14 protein-coding genes are annotated in these 15010 nt (G+C 71.4%); 13 read left to right on the top strand and 1 reads right to left on the bottom strand.

The genetic code is table 11. The features are described from left to right. Positions 1-365: 365 nt before the first annotated feature. The 10 genes from ACFYZJ_RS00270 to ACFYZJ_RS00225 all read left to right on the top strand — a co-directional run bounded on the left by ACFYZJ_RS00270 (position 366) and on the right by ACFYZJ_RS00225 (position 9792). Positions 366-965, top strand: a complete 600-nt coding sequence (locus tag ACFYZJ_RS00270) for a hypothetical protein (RefSeq protein WP_388561231.1) — start codon at positions 366-368, stop codon at positions 963-965. A 40-nt stretch (positions 966-1005) separates the two neighbouring features. Then, positions 1006-1746 (top strand): YcnI family protein, encoded by a 741-nt coding sequence (locus ACFYZJ_RS00265; RefSeq protein WP_388561229.1) that lies wholly within the window; start codon positions 1006-1008, stop codon positions 1744-1746. A 202-nt stretch (positions 1747-1948) separates the two neighbouring features. Further along, positions 1949-2191 carry a hypothetical protein gene (locus ACFYZJ_RS00260; protein ID WP_388561227.1) on the top strand — a complete coding sequence of 81 codons (243 nt, stop codon included), beginning with the start codon at positions 1949-1951 and terminating at the stop codon, positions 2189-2191. After that, complete coding sequence (locus tag ACFYZJ_RS00255; protein WP_388561225.1) at positions 2191-4446, top strand: heavy metal translocating P-type ATPase; 2256 nt, start codon at positions 2191-2193, stop codon at positions 4444-4446. Before ACFYZJ_RS00260 ends, ACFYZJ_RS00255 begins: the two co-directional genes overlap by 1 nt. After that, positions 4443-4964, top strand: a complete 522-nt coding sequence (locus ACFYZJ_RS00250) for a copper chaperone PCu(A)C (protein ID WP_388561224.1) — start codon at positions 4443-4445, stop codon at positions 4962-4964. The genes ACFYZJ_RS00255 and ACFYZJ_RS00250 overlap by 4 nt, the downstream gene beginning before the upstream one ends. A 219-nt stretch (positions 4965-5183) precedes the next feature. Continuing rightward, a complete protein-coding gene (locus tag ACFYZJ_RS00245; protein ID WP_388561222.1) occupies positions 5184-5834 on the top strand; it encodes a hypothetical protein in 651 nt (216 codons plus the stop codon). Positions 5835-6013: 179 nt separating this feature from the next. Then, positions 6014-6628 carry a sigma-70 family RNA polymerase sigma factor gene (locus ACFYZJ_RS00240; RefSeq protein WP_388561221.1) on the top strand — a complete coding sequence of 205 codons (615 nt, stop codon included), beginning with the start codon at positions 6014-6016 and terminating at the stop codon, positions 6626-6628. Positions 6629-6821: 193 nt separating this feature from the next. Beyond that, a complete protein-coding gene (locus ACFYZJ_RS00235; RefSeq protein ID WP_388561219.1) occupies positions 6822-7901 on the top strand; it encodes an ABC transporter substrate-binding protein in 1080 nt (359 codons plus the stop codon). Between the two features lie 2 nt (positions 7902-7903). Further along, entirely contained in the window at positions 7904-8980 is a 1077-nt protein-coding gene (locus ACFYZJ_RS00230; RefSeq protein WP_388561217.1) for a FecCD family ABC transporter permease, read from the top strand. Further along, on the top strand, positions 8977-9792 hold the full coding sequence (locus ACFYZJ_RS00225) for an ABC transporter ATP-binding protein (protein WP_388561215.1): 816 nt from the start codon (positions 8977-8979) through the stop codon (positions 9790-9792). The genes ACFYZJ_RS00230 and ACFYZJ_RS00225 overlap by 4 nt, the downstream gene beginning before the upstream one ends. A 57-nt stretch (positions 9793-9849) precedes the next feature. On the opposite strand, the gene ACFYZJ_RS00220 is transcribed toward ACFYZJ_RS00225, so the two are convergent. Next, positions 9850-10065, bottom strand: coding sequence for a heavy-metal-associated domain-containing protein (locus tag ACFYZJ_RS00220; RefSeq protein WP_388561213.1), 216 nt, complete (start codon positions 10063-10065; stop codon positions 9850-9852). A gap of 290 nt (positions 10066-10355) precedes the next feature. On the opposite strand from ACFYZJ_RS00220, the gene ACFYZJ_RS00215 reads away from it, so the two are divergent. From ACFYZJ_RS00215 to ACFYZJ_RS00205, 3 genes are read left to right on the top strand one after another with little or no spacing between them, the layout of a single operon-like run. After that, positions 10356-11810 (top strand): MFS transporter, encoded by a 1455-nt coding sequence (locus tag ACFYZJ_RS00215; protein WP_388561211.1) that lies wholly within the window; start codon positions 10356-10358, stop codon positions 11808-11810. A 16-nt stretch (positions 11811-11826) separates the two neighbouring features. After that, positions 11827-13653 (top strand): asparagine synthase (glutamine-hydrolyzing), encoded by a 1827-nt coding sequence (gene asnB, locus ACFYZJ_RS00210; RefSeq protein ID WP_388561209.1) that lies wholly within the window; start codon positions 11827-11829, stop codon positions 13651-13653. Positions 13654-13664: 11 nt separating this feature from the next. After that, positions 13665-14927, top strand: coding sequence for a cytochrome P450 (locus tag ACFYZJ_RS00205; protein ID WP_388561207.1), 1263 nt, complete (start codon positions 13665-13667; stop codon positions 14925-14927). Positions 14928-15010 lie beyond the last annotated feature (83 nt).

The following is a 15010-nucleotide window of genomic DNA, read 5'->3' as shown; positions in this document are numbered from 1 at the left end:
GGGACTGCCCCGGGGATACCCGGTGTGGATGCGGCGGACGCGCCACCCCGTCGGGTGCAGGGAGCGCGGAGGTGGCGGGCGTGCGCCCGTGCTCCCAGGAGTGCTACCGGTGCTTCGATTTCGCCAAGGTGGCTGGGAACTGAACGGCACTCTCGTCCGACTTTTAAGGGCCGCTCTCCTCCTCATGGAGCACTCGTGAGCATCAGCCATGGGCCGAGTGGGTCCAGGGCAGCGCGACCAGCTGATGCCACATCGCTCCACCTGAAGCGAAGGAGGCAGGTCGACCAGGTATGAGTCCGTGGGCGGTGATGCGTGTGCCTGGGCCGGGGGAGAGATCCTTTGGATGCGTGGCAGCATCAGGTGCCGTGAGTGTGTCCCTGGCGGTGCGGAGCGTGCGCGCGGCGGTGTTCGCCGTGCTGTGCGTGCTGCTCGCTGCCGGAGGGCATGCCATGGCCACGGGCATGGCGCCGACGGTGTGGGTGCAGGCTGCTGGGTTCGTGCCGGTCTTCGCCGCGGGCTGTCTGCTGGGTGGCCGTGAGCGGTCGCTGGCCGCCATCGGCGCGGGGACCCTGGCCGCCCAGTGCGGGTTGCACCTTGTCTTCCACGCCGCCGAGCCCCATCACGCCGCGATGGTCATGCACGGCATGCGGATGGTCCAGGCGCCCCATGCGGTGACACTGCACGCCACCGCCGCGCATGCCGGGGCGGCTCTGCTGCTGACCTGGTGGCTGCGGCGCGGTGAGGTGGCACTGTGGTCGCTGCTGCGGTGGGCGGTCGCGTTCGTGCCGGGGCTTGCCGCCTGGTGGCGGGTGGCCGGCGGGGCGTGGAGCGCACCGGCCGAGCCGGAGCTGGTGCGTCGGGCTGCCGGTGAGCCGTGGGCGGTGCGGCAGGTACGGCTGAGGTACGCCGTTCACCGGCGAGGGCCGCCGCCCGGGATGTCGTACGCGCTGTCGTACGCGATCTGACCCCCGACATCCCTTCTTCCGTACGGAGATCCCTCACCTCATGTCCAGGACCCGCATCACCCTGCGCCGCGCCGGCGCCGTCACGGCCCTGACCGCCGCCGGACTTCTCGCTGCCGCGGGCGTGGCCTCGGCGCACGTCACCGTCCACCCCGACAGCTACGCCAAGGGCGCCACCGACGGCGTCCTGACCTTCCGTGTCCCGAACGAGGAGGACACGGCCTCCACCACCAAGGTCCAGGTCTTCCTGCCCACCGACCACCCCGTCCTCGGCGTGCTGGTCCACCCGCAGGACGGCTGGACCGCCCAGGTCACCAACACCAAGCTCAAGACGCCCCTCAAGACGGACGACGGCACCATCACCGACGCCGTCTCCGAGATCACCTTCACCGGTGGCAAGATCGCACCGGGCCAGTACGAGGACTTCAACGTCGCCTTCGGGCAGCTGCCCGACGACACCGACCAGCTGACCTTCAAGGCCCTCCAGACGTACTCCGACGGCAAGACCGTCCGCTGGATCGAGACGCCCTCCGGCGGACAGGAGCCGGAGAACCCGGCTCCTGTCCTCAAGCTCACCGCCAAGGGCGCGGACGAGAGCGGCAGCACCTCGACCGGCTCGCCGGCGAACTCGAAGAGCTCCGCGAGCGCCAAGTCGACCGCTTCGAGCAGCGACTCGACCGCCCGTGGCCTCGGCATCGCCGGGCTTGTCGTGGGCGTGCTGGGCCTGGCAGCGGCCGTGTTCGCCGTCCTGCGCGGCCGCTCCACGGGATCCCGGGCCGAATAGCGCAGGTGCCCTGCCGACAGCCGGAACCCGGAAACCGTCGGCAGGGCACCCGTTCCTCGACGCGCAACGCCAGAGCACGGTTGTTCGTTATGTGACGTGTGTCATAGGTGTGCTCCGGAACTCGGGCGTCCGGCGGCCCGACTCCTGAAGCGGTACGGCTCGATCCGACCGGCGCCGTACGACTGATCTGGAGACGCGGTTGATGGACGAATCCCGGCAATCCTCCTCCGACGCGGGCGCGGTACTGCGAAAGCTGGTCCCACCGCCTGCCCTCTTCGGGTTCCTTCTCCTGCTGGCGCTGATGTTCGCGGTGTCCTACGCCGTCGGTGCCGCCGCCGGACCCGTCGCCCCCGGTATGCACGGCACAGGCGTACGGCCCGGCGGCGACGGCAGTGAAGGCGGAGGCGTCGACGACATGGGCGACATGCACGGGGGTGGCCACTGATGGGAGCGGAACCCGTGGGCACCCTCGTCACGACCGACCTGACCGTCGGCGGCATGACCTGCGCGGCCTGCGTGAGGCGGGTCGAGAAGAAGCTCGGCAAGCTGGACGGGGTCACCGCGACCGTCAACCTGGCCACCGGGCGGGCCCGGGTGAGCCATCCGGCGGAGATCAGTCCTGCGGACCTCGTCGCGGCCGTCGAGAAGGCGGGTTATACGGCTGCCCTGCCCGAGCCGCCCAAGAAAGAGAAGCGCGAGGACGACGCCGAGGGCGAGGGCACCCGGCAGGAGCGCGACCGGCTGGTGATCACCGCGCTGCTCGCGCTGCCGGTGCTGGTGCTGTCGATGGTGCCCGGCTTTCAGTTCCGCAACTGGCAGTGGCTGTGCCTCATGCTCGCGGCGCCCGTCTCGGTGTGGGGTGCCCTTCCCTTCCACGTACGGGCGGTACGCGGACTGCGGCACTCGGCGGCGACCATGGACACCCTGGTGTCGCTGGGTGTGGTGGCCTCTTTCTCCTGGTCGGTGTACGCGCTCTTTCTCGGCGGTGCCGGTGAGCCAGGGATGCGGATGCCGTTCACCCTCGTGCCCTCCGCCTCGGAGGGCGCCGCGCACATCTACCTGGAAGCGGCCGTCGGCGTGCCGCTGTTCGTTCTGGCCGGCCGCTTCCTGGAAGCGCGTGCCCGGCGCGGGACGGGGGCGGCGCTGAGGGCGCTCGCCCAGCTCGCTGCCAAGGAGGTCTCCGTACGCGAGGACGGCACCGAACGGCTGGTTCCGATCGAGCAGTTGGGTGCCGGACAGGTCTTCGTCGTACGGCCCGGGGAGCGGGTCGCCACCGACGGCGAGGTCGTGGAGGGCGCCTCGGCCGTGGACCTGTCCCTGGTCACCGGTGAGAGCGAGCCGGTTGAAGTGGGTGCGGGTTCGGCCGTGGTCGGCGGGGCCGTCAACGCCGGCGGCCTGTTGCTCGTCCGGGCCACCGCAGTCGGCGCCGACACCCAGCTCGCCCGGATCACCCGCCTGGTCACCGAGGCGCAGGCGGGCAAGGCGCGGGCGCAGCGGCTGGCCGACTTGGTGGCCGGTGTCTTCGTACCCGTCGTGCTGGCGCTGGCCGTCACCGCGCTCGGCTTCTGGCTCGGTGCGGGAGCCGATCCTCAGGCGGCCGTCACCGCGTGCGTGGCGGTCCTCGTCGTCGCCTGTCCCTGCGCACTCGGCCTGGCGACCCCGACCGCGCTGATGGCCGCGACCGGCCGGGGCGCCCAGTTGGGCGTTCTGGTCAGTGGGCCGCAGGCTCTGGAGGGGCTGCAGCACATCGACGCGGTTGTGCTGGACAAGACCGGCACCCTCACGTCCGGCCATATGAGCGTCGCCCGGGTGACCGCTGTGCCCGGCGGACTCGGGAAGGAGGCGGTGCTGCGGCTGGCGGGCGCGGTTGAGCAGGGCTCGGAGCACCCGCTTGGCCGGGCCATCGCCGCGTATGCCGGGCGGGCCGCGCAGGGACAGCCGACGCCGGACATGACCGAGTTCGGCGCCACACCGGGGCAGGGCGTGCGCGGACGGGTCGAAGGCCGCCTGGTCGAAGTCCTCGTTCCGGACGATGACTTGCCCACGATCCTCGCGGACGCCATGTCCAGGGCCGAGGCCGCCGCCCACACACCCGTCCTGGTCCGCGTCGACGGCGTGGCCGAGGCCCTTATCGAGGTAGGGGACGTCGTACGCCCCGGAAGCTACCGTGCCGTGGACCGCCTGCGGCGGCTCGGCGTCCGCCCGGTGCTCGCCACAGGTGACCGGGAAGCGCCCGCGCAGGCCGTGGCGTCGGCTCTGGGTATCGACGAGGTGCACGCCCGCTGCACCCCCGAGGGCAAGGCCGACCTCGTACGGGACCTGCAGGGGCAGGGATACCGGGTCGCGGTCATCGGCGACGGCGTCAACGACGCCGCCGCCCTCGCCGGCGCCGACCTCGGCATCGCCATGGGCAGCGGCACCGACGTGGCCATCGGAGCGGCCGACGTGACGCTGGTGCGCGGCGACATCGAGGCCCTCGCGGACGCGGTCCGGCTGGCCCGACGCACGCTCGGCACCATCCGCGCCAACCTCGTGTGGGCGTTCGGCTACAACGTCGTGACCGTGCCGCTCGCCATGGTCGGCCTGCTCAACCCGATGTTCGCCGCGGCCGCGATGTCGGCCAGCTCGCTGCTGGTCGTCGGCAACAGCCTGCGGCTGCGCGCCTGGCAGCCCTCGCCCGCCCGGAGGCGTACCCGGTGACCGAGCAGAACCCCTGGCGGCCGTCACGCCGCCGGCTGACCGACACACTGCTCGCCGCGGCCGTGCCCGTGGCCGCGTGCAGCCTCGCCCTGGGTGGCCTGACCACCTGGGTCGGGGCCGGGAAGGCGGGCAGCCCGGCGCGGATCGCCGTCACGTCCGGACGGGTCTTCCTGCCCTACGGCGACAACACGGAGACCGCCGCGTTCTTCGACGTCTCCAACCTCGGCGGCGCGGACGACCGGCTGGTGAAGGTGACGTCCACCGACACGCGCGGAGAGACCACCCTCAGCCGTCACCGCACCACCGCCGGCGGGGCCGCGTACAAGGCCGACGTGGACTCTGTCACCGTCCCTGCCGGTGGCGAGCTGTCCATGTCCCCGCACGGCGTCGACCTGACCCTGCGGGCGCGGACTGGGTGGCAGGAGGGTGACCTCGTCTCGTTCACACTGCACTTCGAGCGCAGCGCGCCGGTCAAGTCGATCGCAGTGGTGATCCGTTCCGCCGACGGAGCCTCCTGATCAGCAGCCCCTCCGGGGGGCCACTCGGCCTCGACGGGGTCACTGTCGCCGAAAACCTTCGCCCGGGAAGTGCTTCCCGAGGAGAAGTCGGGTAGGAACCCTCGCCAGTTCCGGCGTGGCGTCGTGGTATGGATCACGCGCTGGGTATTGAGTGTGGTGCCCGGTGGATTTCCGTACCCACGCATGACGGCCGAAGCCCGGATGCGAGGATGAGGCGCCATGACAGCAGGGTGGTGTGCTCGCACGATACGGGCCGCGGTGTTCGCGGCCATGTGCGTGCTGCTCGCCGCCCTGGGCCACGTCCTGATGTCCGGGAGCGACGTACCCGCGTGGGCGATGGCCGCAGGCGGGGCCGTGACCGGTGCCGTCGGCTGGTGTCTGGCGGGGCGTGAACGCGGCCTGCCGTTGATCGTGACGGCCGTGGTTGCCGCCCAAGCCGTGCTGCACGAGGCGTTCTCCTACGCGCAATCGGCATCCGGCGGTTCGGCCCCCGCGGACGTGAGCGGCATGGGCTCCATGGACATGGGGCATCTGGGCATGAGTCACATGAACCACGTGACCCAGATGGGGCACATGGGGCACTCCATGGGCGGCGGCTCGTCGTCGTTCGGCATGCTCGCCGCTCACCTGCTCGCCGCGCTGCTGTGCGGGCTGTGGCTGGCTTACGGCGAGAGGGCCACCTTCCGGATCCTGCGGGCGGTGGCCGGATGGCTGGCGGCACCGCTGCGGCTCCTGTTCGCCTCGCCCCTCACCCCGGACCGCCCGCGCGTCCGCCTGCGGCGCCGACGCTCGGACCGGGCGCCGCGTCTCCTCCTTCTCGTCCACGCGATCACTTCTCGGGGTCCGCCGGTGGGAACGGCTGTCGTCTGAAGACAGCTGGTTTCCCGAGGCTGCCGGGCTGCCCGTGTGTGCTTCGGGCCACGGCCGTACGACCGCACAGGTGCTGTCGCGCCACAGCGACGTCGTAGGGCCGTCTCTCTCACTTTCACCGGACCGCGCGCTGTGACGCGCCCTGGTCCGGATCACGGTTGACCCGAGAAGGACACCAGGTGATTACCACTGCCCTGCCCACGTCGCGCGCCAGGAGCTACCAGCCGGCAGCGCCCGACGAATCGATCACCGCATGGGCGTTGGCCGCCCGAGGCGGTGACGCGGACGCGGTCGAGCTGTTCGTGGGCGCCCTGCACCGCGACGTCCAGCGCTACGTCGCCCACCTTTGCGGCGATCCCCAGGCTGCGGACGATCTGGCCCAGGACACGTTCCTGCGGGCGCTCGGCAGCCTGCACCGGTTCGAGGGGCGTTCCTCGGCCCGGGCCTGGCTGCTGTCCATCGCCCGCCGCGCGGTGATCGACAGCTACCGGTACGCCGCAGCCCGGCCGCGTCAGTCGGACGTACCGGACTGGCGTGCAGCCATTGAGCTGGCTCAGCCGTGCGACCTGCCCGGTTTCGACGACGGCATCGCACTGCTCGATCTGCTGGCTTCGCTGCCCGATGACCGTCGGGAGGCGTTCATCCTCACGCAGCTGCTCGGCCTGCCCTACGCGGAGGCCGCGGAGGTCAGCGACTGCCCGGTCGGCACGGTCCGCTCCCGCGTGGCCCGCGCCCGGGCGGCCCTGATGGACCTGCTCGACGAGGCGGAGAGGCCCGCCGCACTGGCGGCCTGACGCCCCGGGAGGGTGTCGGTGCCGACTGCGGAAATCCCGGCACCGACACCCTCGTCAGCACCTGGGAACAGTTCTCCTGAGTCGTGTCGCCAACTTTCCGGGAACTCACGGGAACTCGCGTGGTGTTCGCTCCGACTTCTGGAGCGGGTGACGGAGGTTCGCCCGCGTACCGAGTGGATCCGGGAGTTTTTCGATGCGTTCTCGTGTGTGGGGCTCTGCGGCGGCCGTCGTGCTCGGCGGCCTGCTGGCGGCTGGCTGCGGCGGCGGGGAGAAGGACACGGGGAGCGAGCGCGCGGGGAAGGCCAAGGACTCCGTCTCGGGCGCCTACCCGGTGTCCGTCACCGACTGCATGGGCGCCAAGACCACCTTCTCCGCCGCCCCGAAGAAGATCGTCACCAGCAACGCCACCAGCCTGGAGTTGCTACTTCGCCTCGGTGCCGGCGACAAGGTGATCGGCACCGGCTTCCCGCCCGGCAAGGGCACCCTGCCCGGCACGCTCGACGCGCAGGCGCAGCAGGTGAAGGTACTCAGCCAGACCGTCATCCCCAAGGAGAAGCTGCTCGGCTCCGGCGCCGACCTGTACATCGACACCTTCGCCTCCATGGGGAGCATGGGCGGCGGAGGGATGGGGGACGCGCCGACGGCGGAGGAGTTCCAGGCCGCCGGAATCAAGCACATCTACCTGAAGTCCACCGCCTGCGCGGCACAGAGCAAGACCCCGCTGACCGACCTGTCCGCGGTGGAGGCCGACATCACCTCTCTCGGCGCGGTCACCGGCACGAGCGCACGGGCGAAGGAACTCGTCGCCGGGATGAAGGGGAAGGTGGACGCCGTCCAGAAGGCGGTCGGCGGCACGGCGGAGAGCACGCGGCCGACGTACTTCTTCTTCGACTACGACGCCGGCACCAAGCAGCCCACCGTCACCTGCAACCGCCAGGTCGCCAACGCCGTGATCACCCTGGCCGGCGCCCGCAACGTCTTCGCCGACTGCGACGGCGACTACAAGCAGGTCGGCTGGGAGGACGTGATCGCCAAGAACCCGGACTGGATCCAGCTCGGGGTCCGCAACCGGGGTAGCGAGGCGGCGAACAAGAAGGCGTTCGACGAGGTCGAACAGTGGCTGAAGTCCAATCCGGCGACCAAGGGCCTCAAGGCAGTGAAGGAAGGCCACCTCCTGCGCGTCGGCTCCGAGCAGACGACCATCGCGGGAGTCGAGAACGCCGACACGGTCGAGGAGATCGCCAAGGCCCTCTACCCGGGCAAGGTCGGCTGACCATGTCCTCCACGCTGGTGCGCCGGAAAGCCTCAGCTTCGGAAGAGCGCAGTCTGCCCGCGACACCGCTGGCAGTGGTCCTCGCAGTGGTGTTGCTGGCCGCGCTGACGGCCGCGGTGGCCTGGGGCTCGACGTCCATCCCGCCCGGCGAGGTGTGGGGCGTGGTGTGGCGGAGACTGTCCGGTGAGGCGCCGCGCCCGGGCACGAACGACCTGATCGTGTGGCAACTTCGCGTTCCGCGCGCCCTGCTCGCCGCTCTCGTCGGCGCCGGGCTCGGTGTCGTCGGTACGGCCGTACAGGCGCTGGTGCGCAACCCGCTGGCCGACCCGTACCTGCTGGGCATCTCCAACGGGGCCTCCCTCGGTGCGGTCGCCGCGATCGTGCTCGGGGTCGGGGCGGGCGGGGCGCTGGGGCTGGGGCTGGGCCTGTCCGGAGCGGCCTTCGCCGGTGCGCTGGCCACCTTTGCACTGGTGTGGGCGGTGGCCCGGCGCAGCGGGGGCTTCGCACCGCTGCGCCTGGTGCTCGCCGGAGTGGCGATCGGCCAGTTCCTCTCCGGCTTCACCAGCTACCTGGTGCTGCAGGCCGGGGACGAGCAGCAGACCCACAGCGTGCTGTTCTGGCTCATGGGCAGCCTCAGCGGAGCGAACTGGCAGATGCTCGCGGTCCCCGCCCTCGCCGTACCCATCGCTCTGCTCTGGCTGCAGGCGCGCGCCCGCGGACTGAACGCCCTGCTGATGGGCGACGAGACGGCGGCCGGCCTCGGCATCGACGTCACCCGCCTGCGCCGCGAACTCTTCACCGTCACCAGCATGCTGACCGGCGTCCTGGTCGCCGTCTCCGGCGCGATCGCCTTCGTCGCCCTGATGGTGCCGCACGTCTGCCGCCTGGTCGTCGGCGGCGACCACCGGCGCCTGCTGCCGCTCTCGGCCCTGTTCGGGGCGGTGCTGCTGGTGGTGGTCGACATCGTCTGCCGTACGGCCATGGACACACAGGAGCTGCCGGTGGGCGTGGTCACTTCGCTGCTCGGGGCTCCGGCCCTGCTGTATCTGCTGGACCGGCGCCTGGGGAGCGGCAGTTGAGGATCGACATCGAGGACCTGCACGTCGCCTACGCCGGCCGTACGGTCGTCGCGGGCGCCCACCTGATCGCCGCCGAGGGTGAGATCACCGGCCTGGTCGGGCCGAACGGCAGCGGCAAGTCCACGCTCTTGCGCACCGTCTACCGGCACCTGAAGCCCACCGCCGGGCGCGTACTTCTGGCCGGCACCGATCTGCGCGAGCTGAGCCCGGTCGAGTCGGCGCGGCACGTGGCCGCTCTCCCGCAGGAGCGGGGGAGCGACTTCGAGCTGAGCGTGCGCGAGGTTGTCGCCATGGGCCGCACCCCCTACAAGCGGGCCTTCGCCGGTGAGGACGCCGCCGACCGGGACATCGTCGCCCGTGCCTTGGCCGATGTCGGCATGGACGAACAGGCGGGTCGCCGGTTCACGGCTCTGTCCGGCGGCGAGCGCCAACGCGTCCTGCTGGCCCGTGCCTTCGCCCAGAGCCCTGACGTCCTGGTCCTCGACGAGCCGACGAATCATCTCGACATCCGCCACCAGGTCGAACTGCTCGCCCTGCTGCGTGCCCAGCGCCGTACGACGCTGGTGTCGCTGCACGACCTCAACGCGGCTGCTTCCGTCTGCGACCGCCTCCACGTCCTGCACGCCGGCTCGGTCGTCGCCTCCGGCCCGCCCCGCGAGGTGCTCACGCCCGCCCTGATGGCGGAGGTGTTCGGGGTGCGGGCGGCCGTGGTCGACCACCCCCTCACCGGGGATCCCTTGATCGCCTTCGACCACCGGGCACCCGCCGACGCGGAGCCGGCTGTGGCAGTGGAGACGCACACCGACGCCTGAACACGGTGGGGAAGGACGGCGGGGGTGGTGCCGTCCTTCCTGGTCTGCGGGTTCCGGTCAGGCGGCGGCCGGGTCCGCGATGCCGTACCCGGCCTCGACGATCGCGGCGCGCAGCCGTTCGTCTTCGAGTTCCGTGCCGTGCACGGTGACGGCGTTGGCGGAGAGGTCGACCACGACCTCGCTCACCCCGGGCACCTCGCAGACCTCTTCCCTGATGCTCGCCGCGCAGTGCTCGCAGCTCATTCCGGTGACGTTGTACTGCTTCTGGGCCATGGCGCAACTCCTGGAAGGTGATGGGGGGTTCGGCGTGACGTACGTTCGCGTGAACGCGGATGTTCAGGCTGTCGCCGTCACCTCAGTAGTCGGATGAGCCGAGCCTGAAGTTCCGCCGTGAGCAAGCTGATTCCGATGCTCCTCGTGGGACTCAACTGGCCGACGGGGCTACTTCCAGCCTTCCCGCCACGATTTTTGGGACAGGTCCGGGAACTCACGCGCGATCCCTCCCGACTTGTGGGACGAGGCTGCCTTCCGGCAGCCCGCCCACGAAGGTGAGGGGCGGAAAGGTGACAGACCACAGACCCGGTTCGGAACAGCCGGGGCACATACCCGACGGCTCTGCCGGCGAGGACCGCTGGCTGCTGGTGGCCGTGGCGGGCATGCTCTCGTTCGTGGCGATGCTCGACATGAACATCGTCAACGTGGCTCTCGCGGACATCGCCGACGGCCTGCACGTCTCCGCCGCGACCGCCCAGTGGGCCGTGCTCGGCTACCAGCTTCCCGTCGTCGCACTGCTGTTGCCCGTCGGCCGCTGGCTGGACGGCGTGGGAATGCGCTTGGCCGTACTCGTGGCGACCGCCGGCTTCGCCCTGTGCAGCGCGCTGGCGGCCGCCGCTCCCTGGGCTGCCTGGCTGATCGCCGCCCGCATCGCGCAGGGCGCGTTCGGTGCGGTGCTGTTCGTGCTGATGCCAGTCCTCGCGATCCGCTCCGTACGGCCCGAGAGGCGAGGGCGGGCGATGAGCGTGCCCGCGACCCTGGGCCCGCTGGGGGCGGTGACCGGGCCGGCCGTGGGCGGGCTGCTCCTGGATCATCTGGGCTGGCACGCCGTCTTCCTCGTCAAGATCCCCTTCTGTGCGCTCGCCCTGGTCGTGGCCTGGCGCGCGATGCCGCCGGACGGCGCCCTGCGCCGGCCCGATCGGCGCTCGGCAGCAGACGCCCTCCTGGTGGCCACCGGTGTGGCGGCCCTGCTGCTGGCGCTGACCCTGGCCTCGGACCGTCCGGCGTGGCTGGTACTTGCGCTCGTGGCAGTCCCGCCGCTGTGGTGGTGGCTGCGCGGTCCGGGCGGGCGTCCGGTGACCGGCGTGCTGCGCGTCTCGGGACTCTTCCGGGCACACGGGGCGGTACTGGCGCTGGCGGCCGGCTTCGCGGCCATGCACTACGTCGTCGCCCTGCACCTCCAGCGCGACGACGGCGTCAGCGCCACGACCACCGGGCTCACCGTGCTCGCCTTCCCGCTCGGTATGGGCCTGGCCGGACCGCTCGGCGGACGCCTCGCCGACCTCCCCCACTCTCGGCTCCGCTCAAGTGGGGGGACCCCCATCGGCGCCCGGCCGACAGCGGTCACCGGCGTCGCCTTCACCGCCGCCGGGTTGGTTCTCCTCGTTCCGCTGGACGGTGACTGGTCACCGCTGGACGTCGCCTGGCGGCTGGCGCTGGCCGGCATCGGCATGGGCCTGAACGGCGGCCCGACCCAGGCCCTGGTCATGGGTGCCGCCCCGCCGGAGTGGACCGCGACCGTCGGCTCGACCGTCCAGTTCGCCCGCAGCCTCGGTTTCACCCTGGGCCCGGCCCTGGCCACCACCGCCTGGGGCCTTGCCGGACCTTCCAGCGGCGTGCACGCCGCCCTCGCCGTGGCCGCCACCGCCGCCTGCCTCGCCCTACCTCTGCTGGCACTGCCCGCCCGACGCCCGGCCACCGGGCCGGAGAAGACCACCGACGCGGCGTCCGCCGCCCATCGTTGAGCAAGGAGTCACCCGTATGTGCGGAATCACCGGCTGGGCGAGCTTCCACCACGACGCCCGCACCCAGGTCCCGGTCATCGAGGCCATGACCGCCACCCTCACGCGCCGCGGCCCCGATGCCGGAGGCGTCTGGTTGGGCGAGCGTGCCGCGATCGGCCATCGCCGCCTGGCCGTCATCGACCTCGAAGGCGGCGTGCAGCCGATGGCCGACCGTCCCGAGCAGCCGGACATCGTGCTCACCTACAGCGGCGAGGTCTACAACCACCACGAACTCCGGGCCGAGCTACGTGGCCGGGGCCATGTCTTCCGCACCCGCAGTGACACCGAGGTGGTGCTGCGCGCCTACGCGGAGTGGGGCGAGGACGCCGCCGACCACCTGGAGGGCATGTTCGCCTTCGCCGTCTGGGACGAGCGGACACAGCGGCTGCTGCTGGTGCGTGACCGGCTCGGCGTGAAGCCGCTGTTCTGGGCGGCCGTCGCCGGCGGTGTGGCCTTCGCCTCCGAACCCAAGGCCCTGTTCGCCCACCCCGAGATCCAGCCTCGGGTGGATGCCGACGGGCTGCGGGAGGCGTACAGCCTGCTGTTCAACACCGGGCCGACGGTGTGGTCCGGGGTACGGGAGGTGGAGCCCGGCGGGCTGCTGGTCCTTGACCGGGACGGCGTCCGCGAGCGCCGCTACTGGCAGCTTGAGGCCAGGGACCACGCCGACGACCAGGACGCGACGGTGGAGCGGGTCCGTTCGCTGGTAAGCGCGGCGGCCCGCAGCCAGCTCGAGGCCGACGTCCCGCTGTGCAGCCTGCTCTCCGGCGGCATCGACTCCACCGTCCTGACCGCGCTGCTCGCCGACGAACTACGGCTGCGGGAGGGCGCGGAGGCGAGGATCCGCTCGTACGCCGTCGACTACAGCGACCAGGCGGAACAGTTCAGGGGCGACGTCCTGCGCACCGGCCACGACACCCCGTACGCCACTGAAGCGGGCGCCTTCATAGGCACGGAGCACAGCACCGTCGTCCTGGACCCGCGTGCTCTGCTCGACCCCGAGCACCGCAAGGCGGTCGTCGTGGCACGCGACTCGCCGATCGGCGTGGGCGACATGGACACCTCGCTGTACCTGCTGTTCGGCGAGATACGGCAGCACTCCACTGTCGCCCTGTCCGGCGAGGCTGCCGACGAGGTCTTCGGCGGCTACCCCTGGTTCCACAACCCGAAGGCCCTCGCCGCGCAGACTTTCCCGTGGCTGTTGGTAACCGGCGACGAGGCCGCCATGCCTCTCAACCCCGAACTCAACCTCCGCATCGGGGAGTTCCGCGATGACACGTACCGCAGCGCGCTGGCCGCCGTACCGCACCTCGACGGTGAGAGTCCCGCCGAGCACCGGCAGCGCGAGATGCAGCACCTGTCCCTGACCCGTTGGCTGCGCCAGCTCCTGCACCGCAAGGACCGGCTGAGCATGGCTCAGGGGTTGGAGGTGCGGGTACCGTACTGCGATCACCGGCTCGTCGAGTACGCCTTCTCCACGCCCTGGGCGCTGAAGAGCTTCGACGGCCGTGAGAAGAGCCTGCTCCGCGCCATCGGCACGGGCCTCGCCCCGGACTCGGTGCTGTACCGGCCCAAGAACCACTACCCGGCGACCCACCACCCCGACTACAACCGCGGCCTGCAGGACATGGCCCGCGACGCGCTCGCCACCGAACCGGTCCGCGCCCTGGCCGACGAGACCCGGATCAAGCCCTGCCTCGACACCCCGCCCGACCGGCTGGAGTGGGGCCACCGCCTGCGCCTCGAACGCGTCGTCGACCTTGCCCTGTGGCTGGACCACCACCGCCCCGAACTCGCCCTCTGAGGAGCCTCCGCATGACCATCCAGGAGCCGATGCCCGGCACCGATCCGGACGTCCTGCCCGACCCGGTCCCGCTGATGGGCTGCCCCTACAAGGCCGACCCCTACCCCCTGTACGAGCAGATGCGCGAGGCCGGCCCGGTCCACCGCGTCCTCTTCCCCAGCGGAGTGCAAGCCTGGCTCGTCACCGGCTATGACGCCGCCCACGCCGCGCTGAACGACGAGCGCCTGGGCAAGAACCACGACCGCGGCAACGACCGCTGGCGCGCCCGCGCCTCGATCATGCCCGAGCCCCAGCACTCCCAGCTCCAGGTCCACCTCCTCCACCAGGACCCGCCCAAGCACACGCGCATGCGCCGCTTCGTCACCGACGCCTTCACCCCACGTCGGATCGAGAGCCTGCGCCTCCGCTTCCAGGAACTCGCGGATGCGCTGATCGATGCTCTGCCCGAGTCCGGGCCCGCCGACCTGGTCACCGGCTTCGCCGCCCACTTCCCCTTCCAGGTCCTGGCCGAAGTCATCGGTCTCCCTCAGGAGCTGGCGGCCCGCTTCGACCGCGATTGGGGCAAGGTCGTCCAGCCGGTCGGCCCCACCGACCCGGGACGCCCGCTGTATGAGGCGCGTCTGCACGGCCTGCAGAGCTACATCGCCGACGTCGTCGCCCACAAGCGCGAGCAATGGGACGACGACCTGCTCAGCCGCCTCGTCGTGGCCCGCGACCGCCGTGAGCTGTGCCAGGAAGAGCTGGACTCGATGATCTTCCAGCTCCTCGTCGCGGGCCAGGAACCGGTCACCAACCAGATCACCACGGCCCTGATCGCTCTCTTCCGCAACCCGGACCAGCTGGCGCGCCTGCGCGACGAACCGGACGTACTGCCCCGCGCGGTGGAGGAACTCCTGCGCTACGACAGCGCCTTCGAGCTGACCACCTGGCGCTTCTTCGACAAGGACAGCGATCTGCACGGCACCGAGGTCCCGGCCGGTGACTCCGTGATCGTCTCCCTGTGCGCCGCCAACCGCGACCCGCGCCGTTTCCCCGACCCCGACGTCCTCGACTTCGACCGCCGCCCCAACCCCCACCTCGCCTTCGGCCACGGTATTCACTTCTGCCCCGGCGCGGCCCTCGCTCGCGCCGAACTCCAGATCGCCCTGGGCGCCCTGCTCACCCGGCTGCCCGGCCTGCATCTCGCCATCAAAGTCGAGGACATCGAGTGGATCCCCGCCGTCCTCGGTCGCGGCACCAACAGCCTGCCCGTCGGCTACGACCGGCGCCTCTGACACCGACACCGACGTACCGCTGACCGTGTCCGGCCACACCGGCCGGACCGGTCTCGGCTGACCCAAACCCGCTGCCCACTGGC

The organism is Streptomyces sp. NPDC001848 (assembly GCF_042891915.1).
Taxonomy (GTDB): domain Bacteria; phylum Actinomycetota; class Actinomycetes; order Streptomycetales; family Streptomycetaceae; genus Streptomyces.
The sequence above is the reverse complement of the archived record's forward strand: the minus strand, read 5'-3'. Positions and strand labels throughout refer to the sequence as shown.

Bases quoted from the DNA above. Each gene is read 5' to 3' on its own strand.
- ACFYZJ_RS00235 (WP_388561219.1), top strand. From the start codon at position 6,822: ATGCGTTCTCGTGTGTGGGGCTCTGCGGCGGCCGTCGTGCTCGGCGGC.
- ACFYZJ_RS00220 (WP_388561213.1), bottom strand. From the start codon at position 10,065: ATGGCCCAGAAGCAGTACAACGTCACCGGAATGAGCTGCGAGCACTGC.
- ACFYZJ_RS00265 (WP_388561229.1), top strand. From the start codon at position 1,006: ATGTCCAGGACCCGCATCACCCTGCGCCGCGCCGGCGCCGTCACGGCC.
- ACFYZJ_RS00260 (WP_388561227.1), top strand. From the start codon at position 1,949: ATGGACGAATCCCGGCAATCCTCCTCCGACGCGGGCGCGGTACTGCGA.
- ACFYZJ_RS00205 (WP_388561207.1), top strand. From the start codon at position 13,665: ATGACCATCCAGGAGCCGATGCCCGGCACCGATCCGGACGTCCTGCCC.
- ACFYZJ_RS00230 (WP_388561217.1), top strand. From the start codon at position 7,904: ATGTCCTCCACGCTGGTGCGCCGGAAAGCCTCAGCTTCGGAAGAGCGC.
- ACFYZJ_RS00255 (WP_388561225.1), top strand. From the start codon at position 2,191: ATGGGAGCGGAACCCGTGGGCACCCTCGTCACGACCGACCTGACCGTC.
- asnB (WP_388561209.1), top strand. From the start codon at position 11,827: ATGTGCGGAATCACCGGCTGGGCGAGCTTCCACCACGACGCCCGCACC.
- ACFYZJ_RS00245 (WP_388561222.1), top strand. From the start codon at position 5,184: ATGACAGCAGGGTGGTGTGCTCGCACGATACGGGCCGCGGTGTTCGCG.